Source organism: Agrobacterium sp. 22-210-1, from assembly GCF_053522525.1.
The window spans coordinates 1,693,706-1,719,255 of the sequence record NZ_JBNWCI010000001.1 but is presented as its reverse complement, the minus strand read 5'-3'; the positions used below and the strand labels follow the sequence as shown (position 1 = coordinate 1,719,255).

The following is a 25,550-nucleotide window of genomic DNA, read 5'->3' as shown; positions in this document are numbered from 1 at the left end:
TTGGCGATACGATATAAAGGATTAGGGACCGGTTAAACACTCCCGTCCAAGAGATCAAAATGAAACGGAAATGTTAACGATGAATGACGCGCCGTTCTGGAAAACCAAATCGCTCACCGAGATGACCGGCGAGGAATGGGAAAGCCTGTGCGACGGCTGCGGCCTGTGCTGTCTCAACAAGCTGGAAGACTGGGACACCGGCGAAGTGGTGTTCACCTCGGTCCGCTGCGTGCTGCTGGACGGTGAAAGCTGTCGATGCTCCGACTATGAAAACCGCCGCGCCACCGTGCCGGACTGTATCCAGCTTGACCTGAAGAAGGTGCATGAGATCGGCTGGCTGCCGCCCACCTGCGCCTATGCGTTGGTGCGCGACGGCAAGGATTTGTACTGGTGGCACTATCTCGTCTCCGGCGACACGGACACGGTGCATCAGGCCGGCATTTCGGCACGCGGCAGAACCATCAGCGAGGCGGATGTGGATGTTGACGACTTTGAGGATTATGTGGTCGATTGGCCCCTGACAGTGGGTGAGAGGGCAGGCGAAAAGGAACGGACTTGACGGAAGACGTCAATTTTCGTTTTGGTCCTATTCCTGCCCCATCAGTCACCTAGACCGCTCTCACCATTCAGGCAAATGATCCGCAAAATGCGGACGAGGGACATCAAAACGCATGCGCTACCGGCTGCCCGCCATCGTTCTTTCGTGCCTTGCCCTTCCGGGCTTCCTGCCGCTTTCCGCTTCTGCCCAGCAACAGCCGCAGGCGTTTGAATGCACACTGGTCACCTCCATCGAGACGGGGGCCGTCATCAACCAGCAGGGCGCCTGCGACCAGCGCGTCGCCCCGGCCTCCACCTTCAAGGTGCCGCTGGCGCTGATCGGCTACGATGCCGGCATCCTTCAGGATGAGAAGTCGCCCGCCTGGGACTGGAAACCGGGCACGGAGGCCCGCGCTTCGGACCGCAAGACGGTCGATCCCACCATATGGGAGCAGGATTCGGTGCTGTGGTACTCGCGCGAAGTCACCCGCCGTCTCGGCCCGGAAAAATTCGCCGCTTATGTAAAGCGTCTCGGTTACGGCAATGCCGATGTTTCCGGCGAACCGGGCAAGAATAACGGCCTCACCCATTCCTGGCTCGGTTCGTCGCTGACCATCTCACCGGTGGAACAGGTCGGCTTCATCCGCCGTCTGCTGGCCGGTAACCTGCCTTTTTCCCGTGACGCGCAGGCAAAGACCCGGGCGATCGTGCCCGTCTTTGATGCGCCCGAAAGCTGGGCCGTGCATGGCAAGACCGGCACCGGCTACATGCGTGATGAAAAGGGCAACCCAGATCGCAACCGCCCCTTCGGCTGGTTCGTCGGCTGGGCGGAGCGGGAAGGCCAGCACATCGTCTTCGCAAGGCTGCGCGTCTCCGACAAACCATCCAATGAGCCGCTCGGCCCCGCCGTACGCGACGCCTTCCTGCGCGATATTCCGCGGCTGGCGGTACATCGGTAAAGAACGGCGTCGCCGCGTTACGCTGAACCCGGGAAAGGACATCAGGAAATGTCGAACGCCTCCCGTGATGTCATCGGGCTCTATACCGAACACGGCGCTGATTTCGACAAGGAGCGCGGCCGGTCCCTTGCCGAAAAACCCTGGCTGGACAGGTTCACCTCGCTTTTGCCCGGCGGCGGTTCCATTCTCGATATCGGCTGCGGTTCTGGCGAACCGATTGCCAGCTATTTCATCGCCAATGGCTATGACGTCACGGGCATCGACGCGTCGCTGCCGCTGATCGAATTTTGCCGCAACCGGTTTCCGGAAAATCTGTGGGTGGTCGCAGATATGCGTGAGTTGGCTCTCGGTCGCCGTTTTGACGGTTTGATCGCCTGGCACAGTTTTTTCCACCTGAAGCCTGAAGATCAGCGCCTGATGTTCGGTATTTTCCGCCGGCACGCCAATGACGGTGCGGCCCTGATGTTCACGGCCGGGCCGGGACATGGCGAAGCGATCGGCACGTTTCAGGGCAAGCCGCTTTATCACGCCAGCCTTGCGCGCGACGATTATGAAAGCCTGCTCGCCGCACATGGGTTCCGCCTTCTCGATCACATCGTCAATGATCCGCAATGCGGTGGGGCGACGGTCTATCTCGCCAGACGCGTCGCTGCCTGAAAGGCGAGCCCGCGGTGACCCGACAGCAAAGGTAAACGGCGGAAATTCCTGCTTTTATGGCCGGTGCCCGTGCTCACGATTGTGTGTTCGACAAAAAGCTTGCCCATACCTTGACCTTCCCATCATGGGAAGCCCTACATAGGGTCTCGAAAGGGGATTTCCCATGAACGAGACAGTCAGACACGCCCATTCAAATCAGCCGGTTTCCATTCCCGTGGAAGGCATGACCTGCGCGTCGTGCGTGCGGCGCGTGGAAACGGCCGCGGCCAAGGTGCCGGGCGTTGCATCAAGCTCGGTGAACTTCGCGACAAAGAAGCTCACTGTCGAACCCGCCGAGGGCTTTTCGGCCAAGACGCTCGGCGCCGCCATCAAAAAGGTCGGTTACGATATCGCACCGGACCGGCATGAATTTGCGGTCGAAGGCCTGCGCAGCGATGCGGATGCCGGGCGGTTGAAGGCCGTTCTGGACGCCGTTGCCACCACCGTCGACGTGAAGGTGGACGCTGCGGCCGGAAAGGTCGCGGTGGAAACCATCGGCGGCCGTCGTGAGCGGGATGCGCTGGTGGAAACGGCAAAGCTCGCCGGCTTTGCATTGACGACACGCAAGCCGCAGGATCATTCCGCCCATCAAGGCCACAGCCAGCACCATGGGCATCATCAGGGCCACGACCAGATGGCGACGGCTGGCGAAAGTGGCGGCCATGACCATATGCAGCATGCGGGTGAAGAGGGCGCGCTGAAACGCGACCTGACGATTGCCGCCATCCTGACCGCGCCGCTTTTCGTGCTGGAAATGGGCGGCCATCTCTATGAGCCGATGCATCACTGGCTGATGGGCATCATCGATACGCAGAACCTCTATTACATCTATTTCGTGCTGGCGACGGCGGTGATTTTCGGGCCGGGCCTGCGCTTCCTCAAGACCGGCTTTCCGGCCCTGCTGCGTGGCGCGCCGGAAATGAACTCGCTGGTGGCGCTGGGCGTCACGGCGGCCTATCTCTATTCCGTGGTGGCGACCTTCGTGCCAGATCTGCTGCCCGCAGAAGCGCAGTTCGTCTATTATGAAGCGGCCACCGTCATCGTTACGCTGATCCTGACCGGACGGCTTCTCGAAGCCCGCGCCAGCGGCCGCACGGGAGACGCCATCCGCAAGTTGATGAGCCTGCAGGCAAAGACCGCCCGCGTGGAGCGCGACGGTGCGACCATCGATATTTCCCCTGACGATCTGGTGATGGGCGATATCGTTGTCATCCGTCCCGGCGAAAGGCTGGCGGTGGATGGCGAAGTCGTCGAAGGCTCGTCCTATGTCGATGAATCGATGATATCAGGCGAACCCGTGCCGGTGGAAAAGACGGTCGGCGCAGCGGTCGTCGGGGGCACCATCAACAAGACCGGCGCCTTCAAGTTCAAGGCGACCAAGGTGGGCGCCGACACCATGCTGTCGCAGATCATCCGCATGGTGGAGGAGGCTCAAGGGTCCAAGCTGCCCATCCAGCTGCTGGTCGACCGCGTCACCGCGCTGTTCGTACCCGTTGTCATCGCCATTGCGGTGCTGACCTTCATCGTCTGGGCAATCTTTGGTCCTGAGCCTGCCTATACTTTCGCGCTGGTCAATGCGGTCGCGGTGCTCATCATCGCCTGCCCCTGTGCCATGGGTCTTGCCACGCCGACCTCGATCATGGTCGGCACCGGCCGGGCGGCGGAGCTCGGCGTATTGTTCCGCAAGGGACAGGCGCTGCAGGAACTGCGCTCGGCCGAGATCGTCGTGGTCGACAAGACTGGTACTGTCACCAAGGGCCGTCCGGAACTGACCGATCTGGTGGTTGCGGAAGGGTTTGCTGATAATGAAGTACTGGCGCTGGTCGCCGCCGTCGAAGGCCGCTCGGAACATCCGATTGCCGAAGCCATCGTCCGGGCTGCGGAAGAAAAGAAGGTTGCGACCGCTGCAGGACTCGAACCTGCGACTGTCGAAAACTTCGAAAGCGTGACGGGCTACGGCATCGCCGCCACCGTCAATGGCCGGAAGGTCGAAGTCGGCGCGGATCGTTACATGGCCAAACTCGGCCATTCGGTCGATATCTTCGCTGACGCCGCCGCAAGGCTGGGTGACGAAGGCAAGACGCCGCTTTATGCCGCCATCGACGGCAGGCTGGCGGCTGCGATTGCCGTCGCCGATCCGCTGAAGCCGTCGAGTGTGACCGCCATCCGGGCGCTGCAGGCCATGGGTATCGAGGTGGCGATGGTGACGGGCGACAATGCCCGCACGGCAAACGCAATCGCCCGGCAGGTCGGTATTTCCCGCGTGGTGGCCGAAGTGCTGCCCGAGGGCAAGGTGAAGGCGATCCACGAGATGCGCGAAGGCGGCAAGGTGCTGGCCTTCGTGGGCGACGGCATCAACGATGCGCCGGCGCTGGCCGAGGCCGATATCGGCATCGCCGTCGGCACCGGTACGGATGTCGCCATCGAAAGCGCCGATGTCGTGCTGGTCGGCGGCGATCTTTTGGGCGCAGTCAACGCCATTGAGATGAGCCGGGCGACCATGCGCAACATCAAGGAAAACCTGTTCTGGGCCTTCGGTTACAACGTGGCGCTGATACCGGTTGCGGCGGGCGTGCTTTATCCCGCCTTCGGCATCACGCTGTCGCCGATGATCGGCGCGGGCGCCATGGCGCTGTCCAGCGTCTTCGTTCTTGCCAATGCGCTGCGGTTGAAACGGGCCAAGGTGGCCCATCGGGAGGTGACGTCGTGAATATCGGCCAGGCATCGGAAGCATCGGGCGTCTCCGCCAAGATGATCCGTTATTACGAGCAGATCGGCCTCATCAATCCCGCCGCCCGCACCGGTAATAACTACCGGGTCTATGGCGAGCAGGACGTGCACAATCTGCGCTTCATCAAGCGGGCGCGCACGCTGGGTTTCTCGCTGGAAGAAACCGAGACGTTGCTGAAACTCTGGCAGGACAAGAGCCGCGAGAGTTCCGCGGTGAAGGAGATCGCGCTCGTCCATATCGCCGATCTCGAGCAGAAGATCGCCGAGATGAAGAGCATGGTGAAGACGCTGTCCCATCTCGCCCATTGCTGCGGCGGCGATCACCGACCCGATTGCCCGATCCTCGATGATCTCGCGGGTTCCGAAAAGAACGAAGGCAAGCCCGCCAGAACCCACTGAACTGCAATGACACCCGGCACGCAAACAGGCGTGCCGGTCAACTGGAGAAAACCATGAGTGCAACCACCTTCCTCATCCCTGACATGACCTGCGGCCATTGCGAAAAGACGTTGCGCGGCGCTCTCACCGAGGTGCTGCCGGATGCGTCTGTCAGCATCGATCTCGCCACCCACAAACTCACAGTGGCGGGCGACGCCGCAGCGGCGGAAGCGGCGATCCGTGATGCCGGTTATTCGCCGGAACGGGTGGGCTGAAAGTCATTGGTGCTGGAATGAATATGGAGGGTGTGCTACTGAGTAGCATCACCCTCCATGCAAAAGGAGTGCCGCAATGTCCGTCAAGGCATCCGTATCCATTTCCGATCAGCAGGATAGCTTCGCCCGCAGGCTGGTGGAGGAGGGGCGTTATGCCAGCCTCAGCGCCGTGGTACAGCGCGGGCTGGAACTGCTTCGGCAGGAAACCGAACTGAAGGACGCGGAGCTCGCCGCGCTTCGCGACTTGCTTGTCGAACGCAGGCAGGGCGACTTTGTATCGATCGGGGAGGGCAAGGACAGAACCGCGGCCATGATCGCGGCCAAAAAGGCCAGCTATGGCCTTTAGGGTCCTGCGTTCGACACAGACGGACAAGGACCTCGGCCTCATTCTCGACCATCTCGTCCAGTCCTATCTCGATCTTGGCGATGCTTTGCCGGCCGCATTCACGCGGGCTGCACGACGGGTGGGATCGATTGAGGCGGATATGGACGCTCTTCACAAAGCGCCGTTTCAGGGAACGCTAACACCAGAATTGCTACCCGGCCTTCGCCGGGTAACGAAAAATCAGGCAGTTTTTTATTTCGATGTCGATGAGGGCGAAAAGACCGTGCGTATTTTTGCCGTCTTCTTCGGCGGGCAGGACCATCAGCGCCATATGCTGCAGCGCCTTGCATAAGGCTCTGGCAGCCCCGATCAAACCTCGTCGAAAGTCCCGCCTTCCCGCGAAGGATTGCGATTGATCACCCGCTCTTCTGCATCGTCGGGAAGGGCCTCGTCGCTTTCCTGATAGGGATCATCCTCGCTCTCGGCCTCTTCCTCCTCGATTTCCTGTTCGATGGATTGCGGAATTTCTCCCTTGGCGGGAAGGGCGTCGATGTCGACATCGAGCAGATCCTCGTTCATGGCGTCTTCGTTGAGCGGCATGATTTTCTTGCGGTTCATGACGATATCCTTTCTGTCGGTTCTTCAGCAAACGGCCGGGCGCGCGCAGGGTTCCTGTCGCCCGCCAATTCCTTCAAACCAAATTGCGTGAAAAAGCCGTCTTGACCTCAATGGCGCTTGAGGTTCTAGTTTGCCCGCCGTATCGCAAAAATGGAAAGGATACGGCTTTGACGAGTATGGAAATGACGGAGAAAAACGGCTGGGGCGAATTGCTGAGCGGGGCGAACCTCTCGCTTCTGACCGTCATTTCCTCCGGTATCGGCCTGCACGCCTTCAACCAGTTCGCGGTGGTGACGGCCTTGCCCGTCGCCGTCAACGAAATCGGCGGCGCCGCTTATTATAGCTGGGCCTATAGTCTCTACTTCGTTGGTTCCGTGGCCGGCGGTGTCACTGCCGTGCTGTTTCGCGAGCGTTTTGGCGCACGCGCCGTTTTGCTTCTCTGCTGCCTGATCTTTTCCTTCGGCTCGGTCCTTTCGGCAATCGCCGGGGATTTTTTATGGGTCGTCGTCGGCCGGGGATTGCAGGGGCTGGCCGACGGGTTGATCGTGGCGGTGTGCTACAGCCTCATTCCCGCCGGTTTCCGCTCCGGCCTGTTGCCGAAGGTCTTTGCCATCGAGGCGGCGATCTGGGCGGTCGCCTCCTTCATCGGCCCGCTGACCGGTGGTTTCGCCACCGAGCACATGTCCTGGCGCGCCACTTTCCTGCTGTCGGCGCCGCTGATCGTGCTTCTGCTGGTCTACACGACCGTCGCCGTCTCAGTCGAGCGGCCGGTGGCGGCGACGCGCAAACCACTCTTGCCGCTGGTTCTGTGCCTTGTTGGCGCCTTGGCTTTTTCCGCGCCTTCCGCCTTCGAGGATGCGAGCCTGCGGGCGATCTCGTTGCTGGCAGGTGCGGCGCTGTTATGGGCCTCGTTGCGGGTGGGCATCCGTCCTTCTTCCGGCCTGTTCCCGAAGGATTCCTTCCGGCTGAAAACCGTGCTGGGCAGCGGTTTCTGGGTACTGTTCCTGATGTCCTATGCCCATGCGCTCGGCAGCGTCTATCTCGCTTATGTCGCCATCAATCTGTGGCACTATGAACCGACCTTCGCCGGCTTCATCGTGGTGACGATGCCGCTTGCCTGGAGCTTCGTTGCGATGCTGATCGGCAGCCTGCGATCGATCCGCCTGAGAGAAATTTGCCTGCATTATGGCCCCTATCAGATGGTGCCGGGCTGCGCCCTTCTGGGGCTGGGGCTTGCAAGCGGAAACTGGGGTGAAATGCTGCTCGGGCAAATCCTGATCGGGTCTGCCTTTGGCATGTCATGGGCCGGCATCAGCCAGGCCGCCATGGAGGCAGCGCCGGAAGAAGAGCGCAAGATGACCGGTGCATTGCTTCCCACGGTCTCCACGCTGGGGGCGGCGGCCGGCGCGGGGGCGAGCGGCACCGTCGCTGCCGCCACCGATCTCGTTGCGCAGATCGAGCATGCGGATGTGACGATGCCGATGGTCTATCTTTACGGGCTGGGTGCCGCCGTGTCGCTCATTGCGCTCCTGACCGCCCGCGGGCTGCGAAGCGCACGGGGCTGAGTACGGGTTTCCGGACAAGGCGAGGCGTTAAGACTGCGTGGCGGCTATGGTGATCGCCGCCAGATAAACGACGAAGGACATGATTGCGATCGCGCCGATAATGATGATGATGCCCTTGCCGGCGCGTTTTTTCTCGGCCTTGTTTTCATTGGCTTCGGTCGGAAACAGAATGGGGTCGCTGGTATCGCGGATTTTGGTCATGCCGTTTCTCCTTTTTTGCGGGCTGGTCGGCTGTTGCTGGTCTATCAACCGCCATATCCGCCAAAAGGTTCCTCACGGTTTGAGCGCCCAGCTGGTCGCGTGCACCACCGCACCGGCAGCTGCCTTCAGCAGCGCCGAACGCACGGGTTCGAAACCCTCGATGCGTTTTGTGCCCACATATCGACCGCGATTGGCGAAGACTTCGATGGAACCGTAATCCAGGAAAATGCGGATTCGTGAGGCCCGTGCGCCCTTGGCGATATAATGCGGCGAGGGGCCATCGCGCCCGTCTTCATGGCAGATCCACAGCCCCGTTTCATCGGAAACGAGGCCGAGCGTGACCGTCGGATGCTCGAGCGTCAGTTCGAAAGGAGCGCCGGGGGAGGCAAGCTCGATCAGAATTTCCACCGCGCCGTTGATGAAGGTGACACGCTCACCCGTCGCCAGGCGCGTGCGGTCGAGAATATGGCTGCGCAGGCTTTCCGCAGCGCCGATGGGCGGGGTCAGAAGCTCGCCGTTGACGTAGTGAATCCGGCGCGGCAGCGTCATGGAGGTGGGAAAATCGATTTCCGGATTGGCATCAGCCCAATTGGCCAGCCAGCCGATGCCGATGATACTGTCGCCATCCAGAAAGGCCTGAAAGGCGTAGTTATCGGTGCCGAAATCCAGTTCCTGACCGAATTCCTTGGTGAAGGCCTTACCGTCGAACCAGCCGACATCGGCCATGGTGAGGTTCTTGCGGCCGGTTTGCGGATCTTCCGAATGCATCAGCCCGTAGATCAGCACCCAGCGGGTGGAGCGGGCATTGGCCGGGCCGTCCAATGGCAGCAGACATGGGCATTCGATAGCTGTCGTCCTGTAGCGTGTTTCCACCCACAGCTTGCCGACATAGGTCCAGCCCGATGCGGCCGTGGGGTCCAGCGTCTCGTAAAGCAGGATGACGCCGCCGCCATCACTCTGGCTGCCGAGCAGCATTTTCCACAGCCCGTCGGGGCCGCGAAATACGTAAGGATCGCGAAAATCCGGCGTCAGCCCCTGTCCGTCCGGGCGGTGGGCCAGAATGACGTCTGCCTGCCCGGCCATGATGAGATCGGAGGAGGTGGCGGTGAGCTGGATCTGCTGTTCGGGAACGCGGTCCTGCACCTGTTCGGTGAAGAAGACGCGGATGCCTGACCCTTCGACCAGCGGAATGGTGGAGCCGGAATAGGCGCCGCCACGCTTGTCCGGGCGGGTTGTCAGATCCTCCGACGGGAAGAGGAAGATTGGCAGATGCCGCCAGCGCAGGTAGTCCGAAGAAACGGCGTGGCCCCAATGCATCGTGTTCCAGCGCAGCCCATGTGAATAATGCTGATAGAACAGATGCGGCCGGCCTTCAAAACGCCCAAAGCCATTCGGATCGTTCATCCAGCCGAAGGGCGGGCGGAAATGATAACTATCAGGCAGTTCCGGGGCGGCATTGTCAGGCTTGGTATGAACGACGGTGATGCCGGTTTCGAGCACATCGGAAGCAGTGAACCAATAGATGACGGAAACGGCTGTTGTCACCGTATCGTAACTCAGTTCCACATGACCACCGCCGAACACCTGATAGATTCGAAAACCGAACTCTTCCGTATTGACGCTTGAAACTTCAGCGAATTTTCCGTTCTGGTTGGAGAAGGAGACGGCGCCGGGTTCTGCGGCCTTTTTCGCTTTCAGCCAGACATGGAAGGTGGCGTTGACGGGCAAGTCGGTGTGAATGGTGCGGATGGCGCTTTCCGGTACTTCCGTCACGGTTTCAACGACGCTCATTGCTGTTCCTTTCATTTCGGCATTCTGCGGGTCAAGCATAGGAACGATGATGGCGCTGGAAAGTTCATTGCGCAAAATACAATCAGCGGCGCTATAGGCACGGTGTGACGGGTGGATGTGGCATTTATCGCTCGCATCCTTCGCCTTCCGGCCCCATATAAAGGCAAAAGCAGGGAGTTTACCCGTGATCAGATTCGACAATTCCTATGCCCGCCTGCCGGAACGGTTCAGCGCCGCCGTGCTGCCGACGCCGGTGAAGGCGCCGCGCCTTATTGCCTTCAATCGCCGGCTGGCAGACGAACTCCTTCTGGATGTTTCCGGTCTCGACGACGAAAGGCTGGCGGCGATCTTTTCCGGCAATGTGGTGCCGCAGGGGGCCGAGCCGCTGGCCATGGCCTATGCCGGCCATCAGTTCGGTGGCTTCGTGCCGCAGCTTGGTGATGGCCGCGCCATTCTTCTCGGCGAAGTGATCGACGTGAATGGCAAAAGGCGGGATATGCAGCTGAAGGGCTCCGGCCCTACGCCGTTTTCACGCAGGGGAGACGGGCGTGCCGCCCTCGGACCGGTGCTGCGTGAATATATCGTCTCGGAAGCGATGTATGCGCTTGGCATTCCCGCCACGCGGGCCTTGGCGGCCGTTCTCAGCGGCGAAAGGGTGCAGCGTGAAGTGGGGCTGCCGGGCGGCGTTTTCACCCGCGTCGCGGCAAGCCATATCCGTGTCGGCACCTTCCAGTTCTTCGCCGCGCGGGAGGATGACGAGGCAATCAGGAGCCTCGCCGATTACGTGATCGATCGCCATTATCCCGAGGCGAAAACCGCCGATAATCCTTACCTCGCTTTGTTGCGCGGCATCGCTGAAAGGCAATGCGACCTTATCGCCCGCTGGATGATGGTGGGCTTTATCCATGGCGTGATGAACACCGACAATATGGCCGTTTCTGGCGAGACGATCGATTTCGGCCCCTGCGCCTTCCTCGATGAATACCACCCCAACAAGGTCTTCTCTTCCATTGATGCACAGGGCCGTTACGCCTTCAACAACCAGCCTGGCATCGCCCAATGGAACATCGCCAGGCTGGCGGAATGCCTGTTGCCGCTGCTTGACCCACAGGTGGAGAAGGCCGCCGAACGCGCCAACGCCGTGCTGGCCGATTTCGCCGCCGCCTTTCCCAAGCGCTGGCTGGCCGGCATGCGCGAAAAACTCGGCCTGACACTGGAAGAGGAAGGCGATCTCGATCTCGTGCAGGCGCTTCTTTCGCTGATACAGGCATCGGAGGCGGATTACACGCTGACCTTCCGGCGACTTTCCCACGCGGCGAATGGCGATGCCGAACCATTTCGCGGCATGTTCATCGATATTGCCGGGGCGGATGAATTTCTGGCCCGCTGGCGGAAACGCGCCGACCGCGAAGATATTTCCGATGCCGAAAGGTCACGGGCAATGCTATCGGTCAATCCGGCCGTCATCCCGCGCAACCACCGGATCGAGGAACTGATCGAAGCGGCGGTGGAAGAGGATGATTTCGAGCCGTTCCACGCCATGCTGACGGCAATTGCGACGCCCTTCGAGGAACGGCCGGACAATTTTGTCTATATGCAGCCGCCGATGAGCCATGAGCGGGTGTTCAGGACATTTTGCGGGACGTGAGTAAAGGTCGATCCGCAGCGTTGGAACGAGCGGGCGCCTCCTTCGCCTTCTCCCCGCCGGGGAGAAGGTCGCGGCAGCGGGATGAGGGGGCTAGCTCGCCGAAATCCGGGGACGTTGCCCCCTCAGCCGACCCTTCGGGCCACCTTCTCCCCGGCGGGGAGAAGAAACCCAGCAGCAACGCTGCGCCCTATAAATATTAGCTCTTCACCCCACCCGGGCGAGCGGCTCATGCGAGCCATAATACCGGCCGAACCGGTTTTCGAGGAATTTCGGCAGCGCCACTTCTTCCTGCCGCACGAAACCCTTCTGCGGCAGGGCGCCTTCGGCCAGCAGGTCGAGAACCGTGCAGATGCCGGCGGCGGTGGTGATCTGGATGGCGCTCATCATCCGGCCGGAAACCGGGCCGGCATAGACCTTGTTGGCATAGGTTTCCTGCAGGAAGCGGCCATTGCGGGTACCGCAGACGGTGACGAAGACGATGACGACATCCTGCATGGTGCCGGGCAGGGCGTTTTCGAACAGGTCCTTCAGCACGTCGCGGCGGTTGCGCAGGTTGAGGTCGTTCAAAAGCGCCTTCATGATCGCCACATGGCCGGGGTAACGAATGGTGCGGTAATTCATCGTCCGCACCTTGCCTTCCAGCGTGGCGCACAAGGTGCCGAGGCCGCCCGAGGTGTTGAAGGCCTCGTAGGTAACGCCGTCGAGCGAAAATTCCTCACGCTCTTCCAGCGCCGGAACGGCGGTGAGGCGGCCTTCGACGATGGCTTCGCAGGGCTCGATATATTCGTTGATCAGCCCGTCCGTGCTCCAGGTGAGGTTGTAGTTGAGCGCGTTGGACGGATATTGCGGCAGCGCGCCGACACGCATGCGCACGCTGTCCAGCTTGTCGAAACGGGCGGCGAGATCGGCGGCGACAATGGAAATGAAGCCGGGCGCGAGGCCGCATTGCGGAATGAGCGCGGTCTCAGCCGTTTCCGCCAAGGCCTTGACCTTGCGGGTGGATTCCACGTCTTCGGTAAGATCGAGATAATGCGTGCCGACGGCGACGGCTGCCTCCGCAATACCCGCCGTCAGGTGAAAGGGAGCGGCGGATAGCACGGCGAATTTGCCCTTCAGCAGTGCTTCCAGCGCCGGGCGATCGGCGATGTCGACGATTTCGGTATCGACCCGCTCATGGTCAGGCACGTTGGCCAGCTGGTCGGCCGAGCGGTCGGCAACCGTGATGCGATAATCGCCCGTGGCGGCCAGCATCCAGGCGATGGCTGAACCGATATTGCCCGCGCCGATGACGACAATGTTTTTCATGTTTTTGTTCCCCGCAGTAAATTCGCATGTCTTTGCGCAACGAATGCGCCTCAAAGACAGAATGCCAGCTTTTATTGACGATTCGCAGCTTCACTATGTGCAGATGGCGGTATATTATTGAACAATTAGACGACAGGATTGATCACTATGACGATCGCCGACAAGGACCGGGCGCTGCTTGCCCTGCTTTCCGAAAATGCCCGCATGCCGGTGGCGGAACTGGCGCGCAAACTCGGCCTTTCCCGCACCACCGTGCAGGCGCGCATCGAGCGGCTGGAGGCCGACGGCGTGATTGCCGGTTATGGCCTCAGGCTTTCGGAAAGCTATCTTTCCGGGCTGGTGCGCGCGCATGTGCTGATCACTATCGCACCCAAGGCTCTGCCCGGCGTGACGGCGGCGCTTGCCGCCATCAAGGAGGTGACGACGCTGCATTCGGTGAGCGGCACATTTGACCTGATTGCCATTCTGGCCGCCCCTTCGATCCTCGATCTCGACCGGTTGATAGATCGCATCGGCGCGCTTGACGGGGTGGAGCGCACGCTGTCGTCGATCATTCTGTCGACGCGGATTTCTCGGTAGGGATGTTTTGGGAAGTGTAAGGTACGCAAAACCCACTTCCGTCATGCCGGACTTGATCCGGCATCCAGCAGCAGCGCGTCTGCGCGGCGAATAGAGTCTTTTCAGCCCAAGGACTTGGGCTGGCTGGATACCGGCTCAAGTCCGGCATGACGGAAGCAATGTTCTACAAAACGAAGCGGCGAAGGCGCTTGTCTCTCCCACGCTTTTGTCGCTACGCGAGGGCGAAGGCCATCTAAGCCGCAACCTTCTCATCATAAGCCCGCTGCGCCGCCATCACCGCATCAATATTGCCTTCCGCCCAATGCGCGAGCGCGGCCACCGTGTCGGTCAGTGTCCGCCCCAGCGGCGTCAGTGAATATTCGACCGTTACCGGCACGGTCGGAAAGGCCTGCCGTGAAATCAGCCCGTCGCGCTCGAGCTTCTTCAGCGTCTGCGACAGGACCTTCTGCGAAATGCCCTTGATCTCGCGCCGCAGCAGGTTGAAGCGCACGGGGTCCCGCCGCAGCTTGTCGAGGATCAACAGCGCCCATTTGTCGGCGATCCTGTCCAATACCATGCGCGTCGGGCAGCGGTCCTCATAAACATCATAGACATTCGCCATCGATTTCACCCTGTTGTTTCAAGGTCATGCCGGTTTCCGAAAGGAAACCAGATAACCGAAAAGTGCTCTCTTTTCATGATTTCGAAAACGCAGTACCTGTGTTTTCGAAACATGGTTTCCATTAGATACTAAGGATATTTGAGATGACAGGCAAGATACTCGTAATCGGTTCCACCGGCACCATCGGCACGCCGCTGGTCAAGGCACTCGTGGCAAAGGGCGAAAGCGTCAAGGCTGCCTCGCGCAGCGGCAAGGCGGCGGATGGCGCCCAAGGTGCGCGCTTCGATTATACCGACCGGGCGACCTACGCCGATGCATTTGACGGCGTGGATCGGCTGTTCCTGATCCTGGCGGGCGGGCGTCTGGATGCCATCGACGCGCTGACGCCTGTTGTCGAGGAGGCCGCGCGGCGCAAGGTGAAGATCGTGTTCCTCAGCGTCCTTGGCGTCGATGCCGACGATTCCATTCCCTATCGCCAGATCGAACTGAAGATCATCGCTTCCGGTACGCCATACATCATCCTGCGCCCCAACTGGTTTGCCGATAATTTCCACAGCTACTGGAAGGCCGGCATTGAACACGGTGAGATTGCCGTGCCGGCCGGCGAGGGCAAGTCGAGCTTTATCGACGTGCGCGATATCGCCGACAGTGCCGCCGCAGCGCTGACCTCCGACGCCTTTAATGGCAAGGCTTTCAACCTGACCGGGCCGAAGGCCTTCGGTTACGGCGAGGCCGCCGCAGTGATTTCGCAGGCGATCGGCAAGCCGGTTTCTTATGCTGCCGTTTCGGACGAGGTCTTCATCGGCATCCTCACCGGTGCGGGTGTGCCGAAGGATTACGCCTCTTTCCTCGCCTCGATCTTTTATCCCGTGCGCGAAGGCTGGACAGCGGTGGTGACCGGTGATGTCGAGACCCTGACCGGCCACGCACCGCGTTCGCTGGAAACCTATGTGGCCGACCATTTGGATATGCTGAAGGGCTGATGCCGGCAAACAACACGCCCGTCGCGCTCACGCCGGATCGGTGGAGCCGCGGCGGGCCTTGAAGAACATTTTCAGCCGCTGGATCTCCTCGGCGTTCCAGCCCTGCGGCTCCGTCACCTCGGTCCATGCATCGATATAATGTTCCGGCGCATAGACATGGCCGTAACCGATCGGCGCGGTGGTGGCGGCGGCGACATCGAGACCGAGCTGCAGCAGCGTCACCACCGGGAACCAGCGGAAGGACGTGGAAACATCCGGCCCGTGATGTGCCATCCACTCTGGACGCCGGTAGAGCGAAGCGGTTTCGAAGAAGGTGATCGGGTCGCTCGCATATTGCAGATAGACGATCCGCATCGGCCCCCAGGTCGCATCGGGCATATGGGCGGTGGTATATTGGTTGGCAAAACGGATGACGGAGGAATCGCGGAAACGCGGCAGCCATTCCGGCGTGCCCGCAACCCGGCCATTGGTGGCCATGCGCCATGTGGGGCTGGAAAAGGGCGGGCCGCTCCACAGCGCGCCCTGGAACGGATCGGAGAGCACATCGTAGAGATCGGAGGATTTCTGCGAATTGAGCGAACCGAGGCTCAAGCCATGCAGGTAAAGCTTCGGCCGCGTCTCTTTCGGCAAGGTCGTCCAGTAGCCGTAGACCGCCTGGAACAGTGCGCGCGCCGTTTCCACGCCGTAATCCGGTTCGGTCAGAAGCGCTATCCAGCTGGACAGATAGGAATATTGCACAGCCACGCTCGCGACATTGCCATCATGCAGATATTCGACCGTATCGAGCGCTTCCGGATCGATCCAGCCGGTGCCGGTGGGAATGACCACCAGCAGGACCTTGCGCTCGAAACCGCCGACCCGCTTCAGTTCCTCCAGCGCAAGGGCGGCCCGCTCTTCGGGGGTCGAGGCCGAATTCAGCCCCGCATAGACCCTCAGCGGTTCGCTGGCCGGACGATGGGTGAAGGCGGTGATTTCCTGCGCCTTCGGCCCGCCGGCCACGAATTCGCGCCCACGACGGCCAAGCGATTCCCATGTCATCAGCGAAGCGCTGCTGCCGGTTTTAAGCGCGTCGGAAGGCCGCGGCACGTCAGGCTCGATCAGCGAATCCACCTGTTTCAGCGAGGAATCGGCAAATTTCAGGCCGATATCGAAGATCAGGCCATTGAGCAGCATCCATGACAGCACGATGGCGGCAGCGATGCCAAGCACATTGGCCAGCCGGCGCGGCAGGAAATGACGGCTGCGCGCGGCAAAGAACCGGCGGATAAGCTGGAAAAGCCGACCGGCGCCAATCAGGATGGCGGCGACCAGTACAGCGATACCGCCGGTCTTGGTGGGATGGGCGCTGGGCAGCGGGTCGAGTTCCATCAGGACGCGGATGGAATTCTGCCAGTCCTTCGCCTGCCACAAAAACGCAATGGCCGTGATGGCTGCGGCAAGCGCGATAAGAAAACGAATGCCTCGCGCGTTGTGTCGCGAGGGTTCAGGCAGTTCCAGATAGGCCCAGACGGCGTGCATGGCGACACCGATCAAATAACCGATGGCAAAGGAAAACCCGCAGAGAACCCCCTGCATCAGCCATGTGCGCGGCAGAAGCGACGGTGTGAGTGAAGCGCAGAACAGGACCGTGCCGAAGACGATGCCGGTTGCCGAAAGACCCGCAAACAACCGCCCAACCCATTGTTTCACCAACTTGACTTGCCCCTTCTGCTCACTGCCTGGCGCGGAGTGTAATATGCGGCGGGCGAGGGTGCAAATCCTGTTGGAAGGATAAAAATCATTAAAATAGGAAAATAATCCTTTACACCGTGACGGTGATTTGGTAGTGTTTGGCTACGGTCGGAGATTTGCGGCTGACGGCAGAGGCCGGTTCGAAGGGTTGCCTTCGGGTTTGATGACGAGCCTCTTTGCATATTCGGCGTCATCCTTGGGCTTGTCCCAAGGATCTGAACACGTAAACAAAATCAAGACGTTGCAGATATTCGGGACAGGCCCGAGGATGACGTCGGAGTGTTGGGCGTGGTATTCGCCCAGTGTAGCCTCTTCGCAAGCACTATTATTGATCCGGCAGGCCGATCCCATGACGAATTCTGACACTTGCGACCCGGTGCTCTACAGCGCGTGGCCGGAGCGGCCTGCCTATGTCGGTGACGACATGCCGGATACCGCGCCTGAGACAAAGTCGCGGGCCGACAAGCTGGCTGCCGAGGATGCGGCGCGTAACGGCGAGCTAAGGCAGATGCTGAACGAGATGACGGAAGAGATGCGTGATCAGTTTCATCTGTATCGCACCCTGCGGCAGGAGAGCGAGGCGGCCCTGTTGGGGGCTGCGGATGACGCTCCCGGCAAACAGGCCCGCGCCGATGTGAAGGCCGCGACGGATCAGCTTTCGCTGATCGTGCGCACGCTGGAACGGATTGACGCCCTGCAACGGGTGCTGGCGGAAGAGAGGGAAGCGCTTGCCGCTGAGGACGAGACTGATGCAGAGGATTACGAGGCCGCAGTGGCGCATTTCCTCAAACGCATTGACGAACTGGCTGAACAGAAATGCCGTGCGAGGCTGGAGGCCGGTATCGCCGCCGGCGCATTGGCGGAGGCTGTTACATGAAGCAGTCTTCATCCGATCCCCGCCCGCAGGAGCAGGTCTTTGCCCTTCTGCGCGACTGGCGTTTCATCGGCAACCTGCCGCAGCAGCCGCCGGAGGGCGACTGGCGGACATGGCTTTTGATCGGCGGGCGCGGTTCCGGCAAGACGCGAGCCGGTGCCGAGTGGGTGCACGGCATTGCTTCCGCCAGCAAACAATCGGATTTGCGCATTGCGCTGGTTGCGGAAACGCTGGGTGACGCCCGCGAGGTGATGATCGACGGCATTTCCGGCATCTGCCGTATCGCCCGTCGCCGCCGTCCCGCTTTCGAGGTGTCGCGCCGCAGGCTCCTGTGGCCGAATGGTGCGATGGCGCAGGTATTTTCCTCGGAAGACCCCGAAAGCCTGCGCGGCCCGCAATTCCACATGGCCTGGGCGGATGAGTTGGGAAAATGGAAATATCCGCAGGAAACCTGGGACATGCTGCAATTCGGCCTGCGTCTGGGCGATGCGCCGCGGCAACTGGTGACGACGACGCCACGGCCCATTCCTCTGTTGAAAGCGCTGCTGGCCGATCCTTCGACCCGGGTTGCGCGGATGCCGACCGCCATGAATGCGCAGAACCTGTCTCCCGGTTTCCTGCAGGCCATGCAGGACCGTTACGGCGGCACACGGCTGGGACGTCAGGAAATCGGCGGTGAACTGATCGACGAGCGCGAAGGCGCGCTGTGGAAACGTACCGATCTGGACGCGATTATCGAGGCGGCGCATGAGCCGCTTTCGCGGATCGTGGTGGCGGTCGACCCGCCTGCCGGGGCGGGGGAGAATTCCTGTTGCGGCATCGTCGTTGCGGGGCTTGGCATATCAGGCAAACTGGTGGTGCTTGCGGATTGTTCGGTGGAAGGCGAAACGCCGGCTGGCTGGGCGCGCGCCGTGGTTGCCGCCTTCCGCCGCCACGAGGCCGACCGGGTGGTGGCCGAGGTCAATCAGGGTGGAGAAATGGTCCGTGCGATGCTGCAGAGCGTCGACGCGAACCTGCCTCTGACTTTGGTGCGGGCCAGCCGAGGAAAATTCACCCGAGCCGAGCCGGTAGCCGCCCTTTATGAGCAGGGCAGGGTGCGCCACGCTGCTCGGTTCGAGAAGCTGGAAGACCAGATGACGGATTTCGGGCCGGATGGCCTGTCATCCGGTCGTTCGCCCGACAGGCTGGATGCACTCGTCTGGGCGATAACGGCGCTGACGACGATGGTGGTGAATGAGCCGAGGGTGCGGGGGATGTGAGGTGGGCGATTTCTAGCCCCGCGAATGAGAGCGGGTTGGTATTCGCGCGAGTGATCACCGCTTGTTTCTTCTCCCCGAAGGGGAGAAGGTGGCGCGTAGCGCCGGATGAGGGGGCTACGGTAGAGATATGCGGAGAGCTGGCCCCCTCATCTGACCCTTCGGGCCATCTTCTCCCCGTCGGGGAGAAGAAATTTTTAGCGCCGTATCCGCCCATATTCGGGCGCCTAACAAGTCTTATTTCTTCGGAGATTGCGCCGGTTTCGGCTGCGAGCCGGTTTCGCGCATCTGGCGCCACTCGTTTTCGAGACGGTCATAAACGGTCTGGGGGATTGTCGCTGTCATGGTGGCATTCCTCCTTGAATTGTTAACGCTGCTGGATTGCGCGGTGATATGGAGTTAGCGCGCCAAGGTTCCGGAATTCAAGGAATTTTTTACCCCAAAACCGCGGCCTGCGGATTAAAATCGATTAAGGTTTTTTCAAATCGATTTAGTCCTGACGGCCGTCATGTGGAAAAACCGGGTGTCATATCGCCCATCATTTTCAGGAGCCGGCTATGGCCTATGACGAGGCGCGATTCTTCGCGTCGGTGCGGGTTTCGATCTTTGGTGGCCGCCTGCGTGCCGCGCAACTTGTCGGGACCAGGACGATACTTGCCGGATGCGGAAAGGCCCTGCCGCAAGGCGATCGCCGGCAGCTTCACCGGTCGCCGGCTTGCCGATTTCTTCGGCGCGCAGCGGGAGGACTGGGAGGGCGCACGCGCCATCATCAATGGCAGCGACCGGGCGCGGCTTGGGGCTGGCCACGCACGCGCATTTCATCGCGCCCTTGTCGCGGCGCGGATTGAACCGGCGCGGGTCAGGTGATAACCCCTTATGCGCGCCGAGAAGGCCGCCTTCGAATTCTGCATGACAGGTGACACCGTGATCCGCCATATCGTTTTTTTCACCGTTCCCGAGGAAAACCGCGACGCCGTGCGCAAGGGGCTTTCCGGCCTCACCGCGATCCCGCATGCGCTGACGCTCGAAATCGGCGAGAACGTGAAGAAAGACCAATGGGGCAACTCGGTCGATTTCATCGTTTACGGCGAGTTCGAAAACGAGGCGGCGCTGGCGGCCTACAAGGCCGACCCCGCCTATGATCTTTCGACCCGCACGGTGAAGCCGCTACGCGAAACCCGTGTCGCTGCTGATTTCAATAGCGACACGGCGGTGAAGGCGCCGATCCGGTAAACGTTCCGTTTCGCGGAAGTCGGCGCGAGATATTGCCGCTGTGCGGACAGGGTGCCTCACGCGCGACGTCATCCTTGGGCTTGTCCCAAGGATCTGATCACGTCCAATAAAATCGAGACGTTGCAGATGCTCGGGACAGGCCCGAGCATGACGAAAGAGCTTTCAGGACGCCGTCAGAAATTTCAGGGTCTACCCCGTCGGTGAAAACCCCACACGGGCGCCGCCGCAGGCCACGCCGCCGCACGCCATCAAAACAAGGACAATTCCATGCGATTTCCCTTTTCCCTGCCGTGGCTGCGCCCGGCGGATGGCAGAGCCGTGCCTGAAAGCAAAATGACGGCGGGCGGCTTCATGGCAGTGGCGACGCAGGGCGGACAGGCCTTCTGGTCGGGCCGTTCCTATGCCGCGCTCGCCCGCGAAGGCTTCATGAAGAATCCCGTGGCGCACCGGGCCGCCCGCATGGTGGCGGAAGCGGCCGCATCGGTGAACTGGCTGCTTTATGATGGCGACGAGGAAATCGCCGATCATCCGTTGCTGACGCTCTTGACAAAGCCGGCTGCCCATATGGGCGGGCCGGATTTTTTCGAGGCGCTTTATGGCCACCTGATGCTGGCGGGAAACGCCTATGTCGAACCGCTGACGGTCGGCGGGCGTTTGCGGGAATTGCATCTGCTGCGGCCGGATCGGGTCAGTATCGTCGAGGGAGCGGATGGCTGGCCGGTGGCTTATGATTATCGCGCCGAAGGTCGCGCGTCACGGCGCATCGCCGCCGAGCGCGACGGGCTGGGCCTGCTGCATCTGAAACTTTTCCATCCGCTGGATGACCGGGCGGGTTTTGCGCCGCTGGCCTCCGCAGGCGCCGCGCTTGATCTGCACAATGCCGCAAGTCAGTGGAACAAGCGCCTGCTGGACAATTCCGCCCGGCCTTCCGGCGCGCTGGTCTATCAGCCGAAGGAGGGCGGCAATCTGTCCACCGAGCAATATGAACGGCTGAAACGCGAACTGGAGGAGGGGTATCAGGGCGCGATGAATGCCGGCCGCCCACTGCTTCTGGAAGGCGGGCTGGACTGGAAGGCCATGGGCCTTTCACCGCGTGACATGGATTTTCTGGAAGCACGCAACGGAGCCGCCCGCGATATCGCGCTGGCGCTTGGCGTGCCGCCGATGCTGATCGGCATTCCCGGCGACAACACCTATGCCAATTACCAGGAGGCGAACCGCGCCTTTTATCGCCTCACCGTACTGCCGCTCGTCAACCGCACGGCGGCAAGGCTGTGCGGCTGGCTCACGCCGGTCTTCGGCGCGGGGCTGCGTCTGGAACCGGACCTCGACAAGATCGCCGGGCTTGCCGGCGAGCGGGATGCGCTCTGGAGCCGCATCGGTGCGGCCTCGTTTCTGAGCGACGAGGAAAAACGCGAAGCCGTCGGTTACTGAGCGGAGAAACCGCGCTCTCGCATCCGTCTGTTTCTGCTGAACCATTTTCTGAAGTGGCGGATTCTTTTTGTGAGGTGTTCCGCCCAAGCTTTTCCGAAGACTCGTGAAATCACCCATCGCAGGCGCGCAAACAGCGCCTGCGGGCGACGCGGTGCGTTCGCCCGATTGCAACATCCTAAACCGGAATGATTACCCATGTCTGAATTTGCCAATGAGGCCGGCATCTGGGCCGCCCGCATCACCGGCGCCGTCGCGGGTGCCGGCGTGTCGCTCGTCTATCTGCTGCCGAAAAGCAAACGCGAAGCGGCGAGCCGTTTCATCACCGGGGTGTCCTGCGGCATGATCTTCGGCGGGCCGATCGGCCTGTGGATCGTGCAGCAGCTCGACATTGCCGGCGCGCTTTCCGGTCGGGAAATCATGGTGGCGGGCTCCGCCGCCGCCAGCATGATGGCCTGGTGGGGGCTGGGCGTGATGGTGCGGGTGGCCAGCCACTACGGCACACGCCCGCGCGCCTGATATTTCTCTTTAAATCGCAGGAGTTACCCATGCACGCCTATCGCGGGCCGCGCCCCGCCACGCGCAAATTCGCCAGTCTGGAACTGCGCGGCATCGCCGGCGACGGCACGTTTTCCGGTTATGCCAGTGTCTTCGGCGAGGTCGATCTCGGCCGCGACGTGATCGAGCGCGGCGCTTTCCGCCGCTCCATCGAGGAACGGGGAGCGGCCGGCATCCGCATGCTCTACCAGCACGATCCGGCCGAGCCGATCGGCGCCTGGCGCACCATCCGCGAGGACGAGCGCGGGCTTTATGTCGAGGGCGTTCTGGCCCCCGGCGTCGCCCGCTCCTGCGAGGTGCATTCGTTGATGAAGACCGGCGCGCTGGACGGGCTGTCGATCGGCTTTCGCACCGTTCGCTCGGGCAAGGCCGAACGTTCCGGTGTGCGGCGCATCCTGGAAGCCGATCTCTGGGAAATCTCGGTCGTGACCTTTCCGATGCTGCCTTCGGCGCGGGTGTCCGACGTCAAACATGCCCGCTTCTTCCGTGACCGCGAGACCGAACTGGTGCGCAGCATGCGCCGCGCCGCCCGCTCGCTGTTCGACACCGCCTTCAAACGCTGACTTCCCGACACGCATTTTCGAAACAAGGATGGCGACATGACAGACCAGATGACGAAACCGGCGACGATGAGCATCGCTCCGCAGGTAAAGGCCGTGCCCGACACGATGACGGCGGCCTTCGACGAGTTCATGGAGGCCTTCGAGGCTTTCCGCGAAACCAACGACCAGCGGCTTGCCGATATCGAACGCAAGATGGGCGCGGATGTCGTGACCCGCGACAAGCTCGACCGTATCGACAGGGCGCTCGACGATAACAGGAGGATCATGGACGATCTGGCGCTCAGGAAGGCGCGGCCTGCGCTTGGCCGCAAGGATGCGCTATCGCACGATGCCGAAGAACACAAGGCCGCCTTCGAGGCCTATATTCGCCGGGGCGAGGAGGGCGCGCTGCGCGATCTGGAGGCCAAGGCCTTTGCCGGATCGAGCGGTGCCGATGGCGGCTTTCTGGTGCCGACCGAGACGGATGGCGAGATTGGCCGGCGCATGACGGCGATTTCACCGATCCGGGCGCTCGCCACCGTGCGGCAGGTGTCCACGGCCGTGCTGAAGAAACCCTTCGCCGCTGGCGGACTGGCCACCGGCTGGGTCTCCGAAACCGCGGCCCGTCCTGAAACGGCGACACCCAAGTTGTCGGAGCTTTCTTTCCCGACCATGGAACTTTATGCCATGCCGGCCGCGACCCAGGGGCTGCTGGATGACGCGGCTGTCGATGTCGAGGCGTGGATCGCCTCGGAAGTGGATATCGCCTTTGCCGAACAGGAGGCGGCCGCTTTCATTGCCGGTGACGGTGTCAACAAACCGAAGGGTTTTCTCTCCTATACATCCGTTGCCAATGACAGCTGGAGCTGGGGCAATATCGGTTATGTCGCAACCGGTGTTTCGGCCGGTTTCGCTTCCGCAGGGCCGATGGATGTGCTGCTCGATGCCATCTATGGCCTGAAGGCCGGCCACCGCCAGAACGGCGCGTTCCTGATGAACCGCAAGACGCAATCGACGCTGCGCCGCTTCAAGGATACGACCGGCGCTTACCTGTGGCATCCGCCCGCCGCCGCCGGCCAGCCCGCATCGCTGATGGGCTTTCCGGTGACGGAGGCGGAAGACATGCCGAATGTCGCGGCCAACAGCTTCGCCATCGCCTTTGGCGATTTCCGCTCCGGTTATCTCGTCGTCGATCGTACCGGTGTGCGCATCCTGCGCGATCCCTATTCGGCCAAACCCTATGTGCTGTTCTACACCACCAAGCGCGTGGGCGGCGGCGTACAGAATTTCGAGGCGATCAAGCTGGTGAAATTCGGGGTGAATTGACCCTCGACGGTGCCGCTCGTTTCTTCTCCCCCATGGGGAGAAGAAACTTGTTGCACCCGCTCGCTCATCCAGCCCGCAATTGCGTCATCCCGGAGACCTCATGACCTACGCCCTTATAAATCCGCCGCAGGCGGAGCCGCTGACCCTTGCCGAGGTCAAGGCGCATCTGCGCCTCGATAGCGGCGACGAAGATGTGCTTCTTGCCGCGCTCATCCGCACCGCCCGCGAGCATCTGGAGCGGGTGACCGGCCTTTGCCTGCTGCGCCAGACATGGCGGCTTTATCTCGACCGATGGCCGCAGACGGGTGTGATTCTGATTGGCAAGGGACCGGTGCAAACCATCGAAACGATTCTGGTTTTTGGCAGTGACGGGCGCGAGATCAATATCACCGCCGCCGATAAATTGCTGGATGGCGCAGCCCGTCCGGCAAGGCTGTGGCTGCGCGATCCGCTGGCCCCCGGACGGGTGATGAACGGTATCGAGATCGACTTCATCGCCGGCTACGGCGAGGCCGGGACGGATGTGCCGGATACGCTGAAACGCGCAATGCTGATGCATGTGGCCCAGATGTTTGCCTTTCGCGGCGCCGTCGCCCTGGAAAATCAGCCGGCGGCGGTTCCGGCCGGTTACGAGCGGCTGGTTTCGCCCTTCTGCCGCATGGGGCTTTGAGCCATGAACCTCGTTTTTCTCGATCCCGGCAAGCTGACGGCGCGGCTGGAGCTGGAAATGCGAACAGAGACGCCGGACGGGCAGGGCGGGGCGCTGGAAAGCTGGGATGTCCTGCGCTCTCTCTGGGCGGCGATCGAACCGGTTTCGGAGGCGTCCCATGAGCGGGCCTCGGCCGAGGGTGTGACGATCACCCACCGCGTCTGGCTGGCCTGGCGCAGCGATATCGCGGCTGGCATGCGCTTTCGCAAGGCCCGGCGCATTTTGGGCATCCGCACGGTGATGGACCCGGACGAGACCCGCCGCTTCATCGTCTGCCGCTGCGAGGAGGAAAGCCCGTGAGCGCTGCAAACGCACTTCTGAAGGCGGTTTTTGCAAGGTTGACGGGCGATGCGGTGCTCATGGCGCTGACATCGGGCGGCATCGTCGACCGGCTTTTGCCGCGCGCGCTTATGCCCTGCATCGTCATCGGCGAACTTGAAAGCCGTGATTATTCCACCGCGACGGAAAAAGCCGAGGAGCATTTCCTGTCGCTGGAAATCTGCAGCGATGCCGCCGGCCGTAAACAGGCGGGCGAAATCGCTGAAAGGGTGAAAACCCTGCTCGATGATGCCGCCCTTCCGCTCGCCAATGTCTCGCTGGTCAACCTGCAACTGCGCTCCTGCCGCTCGCGGCGCGAACCGAAGTCGCGGAACTTCATCGCGGACATGCGTTTCCGCGCGGTAACGGAATAGCGCCGTT

Annotated in this window: 30 protein-coding genes; 24 read left to right on the top strand and 6 right to left on the bottom strand. The window is 61.6% G+C overall.

What is annotated here, in order from left to right; translation table 11 throughout:
• Positions 1-79 precede the first annotated feature (79 nt).
• From ACQZ5F_RS08600 to ACQZ5F_RS08565, 8 genes are all read left to right on the top strand, one after another.
• Positions 80-559, top strand: coding sequence for a YcgN family cysteine cluster protein (locus ACQZ5F_RS08600; protein ID WP_046798640.1), 480 nt, complete (start codon positions 80-82; stop codon positions 557-559).
• Positions 560-671: 112 nt separating this feature from the next.
• Positions 672-1,496, top strand: coding sequence for a class D beta-lactamase (gene blaOXA, locus ACQZ5F_RS08595; RefSeq protein ID WP_046798641.1), 825 nt, complete (start codon positions 672-674; stop codon positions 1,494-1,496).
• Between the two features lie 48 nt (positions 1,497-1,544).
• Positions 1,545-2,153, top strand: a complete 609-nt coding sequence (locus ACQZ5F_RS08590) for a class I SAM-dependent DNA methyltransferase (protein ID WP_225340046.1) — start codon at positions 1,545-1,547, stop codon at positions 2,151-2,153.
• 163 nt (positions 2,154-2,316) lie between these two features.
• Positions 2,317-4,902 (top strand): heavy metal translocating P-type ATPase, encoded by a 2,586-nt coding sequence (locus tag ACQZ5F_RS08585; RefSeq protein WP_225340047.1) that lies wholly within the window; start codon positions 2,317-2,319, stop codon positions 4,900-4,902.
• Positions 4,899-5,321 (top strand): Cu(I)-responsive transcriptional regulator, encoded by a 423-nt coding sequence (gene cueR, locus ACQZ5F_RS08580; RefSeq protein ID WP_052817590.1) that lies wholly within the window; start codon positions 4,899-4,901, stop codon positions 5,319-5,321. The genes ACQZ5F_RS08585 and cueR overlap by 4 nt, the downstream gene beginning before the upstream one ends.
• A 53-nt stretch (positions 5,322-5,374) precedes the next feature.
• Positions 5,375-5,575 carry a heavy-metal-associated domain-containing protein gene (locus ACQZ5F_RS08575; protein WP_052817593.1) on the top strand — a complete coding sequence of 67 codons (201 nt, stop codon included), beginning with the start codon at positions 5,375-5,377 and terminating at the stop codon, positions 5,573-5,575.
• Positions 5,576-5,651: 76 nt separating this feature from the next.
• Positions 5,652-5,921, top strand: a complete 270-nt coding sequence (locus ACQZ5F_RS08570) for a ribbon-helix-helix domain-containing protein (RefSeq protein WP_137083802.1) — start codon at positions 5,652-5,654, stop codon at positions 5,919-5,921.
• The gene (locus tag ACQZ5F_RS08565) at positions 5,911-6,252 is read left to right on the top strand and encodes a hypothetical protein (protein WP_046798647.1); all 342 of its coding nucleotides are present in this window, start codon (positions 5,911-5,913) and stop codon (positions 6,250-6,252) included. Before ACQZ5F_RS08570 ends, ACQZ5F_RS08565 begins: the two co-directional genes overlap by 11 nt.
• Before the next feature lie 17 nt (positions 6,253-6,269).
• Here the strand turns inward: ACQZ5F_RS08565 and ACQZ5F_RS08560 are convergent, their stop codons facing one another.
• Complete coding sequence (locus ACQZ5F_RS08560; protein ID WP_137083804.1) at positions 6,270-6,518, bottom strand: hypothetical protein; 249 nt, start codon at positions 6,516-6,518, stop codon at positions 6,270-6,272.
• Between the two features lie 176 nt (positions 6,519-6,694).
• Here ACQZ5F_RS08560 and ACQZ5F_RS08555 point away from each other — a divergent pair, with 176 nt between their 5' ends.
• Positions 6,695-8,083 carry an MFS transporter gene (locus tag ACQZ5F_RS08555; protein ID WP_170979830.1) on the top strand — a complete coding sequence of 463 codons (1,389 nt, stop codon included), beginning with the start codon at positions 6,695-6,697 and terminating at the stop codon, positions 8,081-8,083.
• Positions 8,084-8,110: 27 nt separating this feature from the next.
• Here the strand turns inward: ACQZ5F_RS08555 and ACQZ5F_RS08550 are convergent, their stop codons facing one another.
• Both ACQZ5F_RS08550 and ACQZ5F_RS08545 read right to left on the bottom strand, forming a co-directional pair.
• Entirely contained in the window at positions 8,111-8,284 is a 174-nt protein-coding gene (locus tag ACQZ5F_RS08550) for a hypothetical protein (protein ID WP_020009686.1), read from the bottom strand.
• Between the two features lie 72 nt (positions 8,285-8,356).
• Positions 8,357-10,075 (bottom strand): GH32 C-terminal domain-containing protein, encoded by a 1,719-nt coding sequence (locus tag ACQZ5F_RS08545; RefSeq protein ID WP_448730550.1) that lies wholly within the window; start codon positions 10,073-10,075, stop codon positions 8,357-8,359.
• 187 nt (positions 10,076-10,262) lie between these two features.
• On the opposite strand from ACQZ5F_RS08545, the gene ACQZ5F_RS08540 reads away from it, so the two are divergent.
• Complete coding sequence (locus tag ACQZ5F_RS08540; protein WP_225340081.1) at positions 10,263-11,723, top strand: protein adenylyltransferase SelO; 1,461 nt, start codon at positions 10,263-10,265, stop codon at positions 11,721-11,723.
• A 204-nt stretch (positions 11,724-11,927) separates the two neighbouring features.
• On the opposite strand, the gene ACQZ5F_RS08535 is transcribed toward ACQZ5F_RS08540, so the two are convergent.
• Entirely contained in the window at positions 11,928-13,028 is a 1,101-nt protein-coding gene (locus ACQZ5F_RS08535) for a saccharopine dehydrogenase family protein (protein WP_080842205.1), read from the bottom strand.
• Positions 13,029-13,175: 147 nt separating this feature from the next.
• Here ACQZ5F_RS08535 and ACQZ5F_RS08530 point away from each other — a divergent pair, with 147 nt between their 5' ends.
• A complete protein-coding gene (locus tag ACQZ5F_RS08530; RefSeq protein WP_052817598.1) occupies positions 13,176-13,607 on the top strand; it encodes an Lrp/AsnC family transcriptional regulator in 432 nt (143 codons plus the stop codon).
• A gap of 232 nt (positions 13,608-13,839) precedes the next feature.
• Here the strand turns inward: ACQZ5F_RS08530 and ACQZ5F_RS08525 are convergent, their stop codons facing one another.
• Positions 13,840-14,208, bottom strand: a complete 369-nt coding sequence (locus ACQZ5F_RS08525; RefSeq protein WP_046798651.1) for a winged helix-turn-helix transcriptional regulator — start codon at positions 14,206-14,208, stop codon at positions 13,840-13,842.
• Between the two features lie 143 nt (positions 14,209-14,351).
• Between ACQZ5F_RS08525 and ACQZ5F_RS08520 the strand changes: the two genes are divergently transcribed.
• Entirely contained in the window at positions 14,352-15,191 is an 840-nt protein-coding gene (locus tag ACQZ5F_RS08520) for an SDR family oxidoreductase (RefSeq protein ID WP_225340049.1), read from the top strand.
• Positions 15,192-15,218: 27 nt separating this feature from the next.
• On the opposite strand, the gene ACQZ5F_RS08515 is transcribed toward ACQZ5F_RS08520, so the two are convergent.
• Complete coding sequence (locus tag ACQZ5F_RS08515; RefSeq protein WP_052817908.1) at positions 15,219-16,859, bottom strand: alpha/beta hydrolase; 1,641 nt, start codon at positions 16,857-16,859, stop codon at positions 15,219-15,221.
• Positions 16,860-16,909: 50 nt separating this feature from the next.
• On the opposite strand from ACQZ5F_RS08515, the gene ACQZ5F_RS08510 reads away from it, so the two are divergent.
• The 12 genes from ACQZ5F_RS08510 to ACQZ5F_RS08455 all read left to right on the top strand — a co-directional run bounded on the left by ACQZ5F_RS08510 (position 16,910) and on the right by ACQZ5F_RS08455 (position 25,543).
• Complete coding sequence (locus ACQZ5F_RS08510) at positions 16,910-16,975, top strand: hypothetical protein (RefSeq protein WP_137085915.1); 66 nt, start codon at positions 16,910-16,912, stop codon at positions 16,973-16,975.
• A gap of 296 nt (positions 16,976-17,271) precedes the next feature.
• Positions 17,272-17,799, top strand: a complete 528-nt coding sequence (locus ACQZ5F_RS08505; RefSeq protein WP_225340050.1) for a hypothetical protein — start codon at positions 17,272-17,274, stop codon at positions 17,797-17,799.
• Positions 17,796-19,055: a DNA-packaging protein gene (locus tag ACQZ5F_RS08500; protein WP_225340051.1), complete on the top strand. Its 1,260-nt coding sequence runs from the start codon at positions 17,796-17,798 to the stop codon at positions 19,053-19,055. The genes ACQZ5F_RS08505 and ACQZ5F_RS08500 overlap by 4 nt, the downstream gene beginning before the upstream one ends.
• A 651-nt stretch (positions 19,056-19,706) precedes the next feature.
• Positions 19,707-19,919: a hypothetical protein gene (locus ACQZ5F_RS08495; protein ID WP_225340052.1), complete on the top strand. Its 213-nt coding sequence runs from the start codon at positions 19,707-19,709 to the stop codon at positions 19,917-19,919.
• A gap of 57 nt (positions 19,920-19,976) precedes the next feature.
• On the top strand, positions 19,977-20,285 hold the full coding sequence (locus ACQZ5F_RS08490; protein ID WP_046798947.1) for a Dabb family protein: 309 nt from the start codon (positions 19,977-19,979) through the stop codon (positions 20,283-20,285).
• A 267-nt stretch (positions 20,286-20,552) separates the two neighbouring features.
• The gene (locus tag ACQZ5F_RS08485; RefSeq protein ID WP_225340053.1) at positions 20,553-21,719 is read left to right on the top strand and encodes a phage portal protein; all 1,167 of its coding nucleotides are present in this window, start codon (positions 20,553-20,555) and stop codon (positions 21,717-21,719) included.
• A gap of 195 nt (positions 21,720-21,914) precedes the next feature.
• Positions 21,915-22,235 (top strand): DUF6107 family protein, encoded by a 321-nt coding sequence (locus tag ACQZ5F_RS08480; protein WP_312361077.1) that lies wholly within the window; start codon positions 21,915-21,917, stop codon positions 22,233-22,235.
• Positions 22,236-22,264: 29 nt separating this feature from the next.
• A complete protein-coding gene (locus ACQZ5F_RS08475; RefSeq protein ID WP_225340055.1) occupies positions 22,265-22,837 on the top strand; it encodes an HK97 family phage prohead protease in 573 nt (190 codons plus the stop codon).
• Between the two features lie 36 nt (positions 22,838-22,873).
• Positions 22,874-24,142 carry a phage major capsid protein gene (locus ACQZ5F_RS08470; RefSeq protein WP_225340056.1) on the top strand — a complete coding sequence of 423 codons (1,269 nt, stop codon included), beginning with the start codon at positions 22,874-22,876 and terminating at the stop codon, positions 24,140-24,142.
• A 100-nt stretch (positions 24,143-24,242) separates the two neighbouring features.
• Positions 24,243-24,812: a head-tail connector protein gene (locus tag ACQZ5F_RS08465; RefSeq protein ID WP_225340057.1), complete on the top strand. Its 570-nt coding sequence runs from the start codon at positions 24,243-24,245 to the stop codon at positions 24,810-24,812.
• 3 nt (positions 24,813-24,815) lie between these two features.
• Positions 24,816-25,151, top strand: coding sequence for a phage head closure protein (locus tag ACQZ5F_RS08460; RefSeq protein ID WP_225340058.1), 336 nt, complete (start codon positions 24,816-24,818; stop codon positions 25,149-25,151).
• Positions 25,148-25,543 (top strand): DUF3168 domain-containing protein, encoded by a 396-nt coding sequence (locus ACQZ5F_RS08455; protein WP_052817615.1) that lies wholly within the window; start codon positions 25,148-25,150, stop codon positions 25,541-25,543. Before ACQZ5F_RS08460 ends, ACQZ5F_RS08455 begins: the two co-directional genes overlap by 4 nt.
• Positions 25,544-25,550 lie beyond the last annotated feature (7 nt).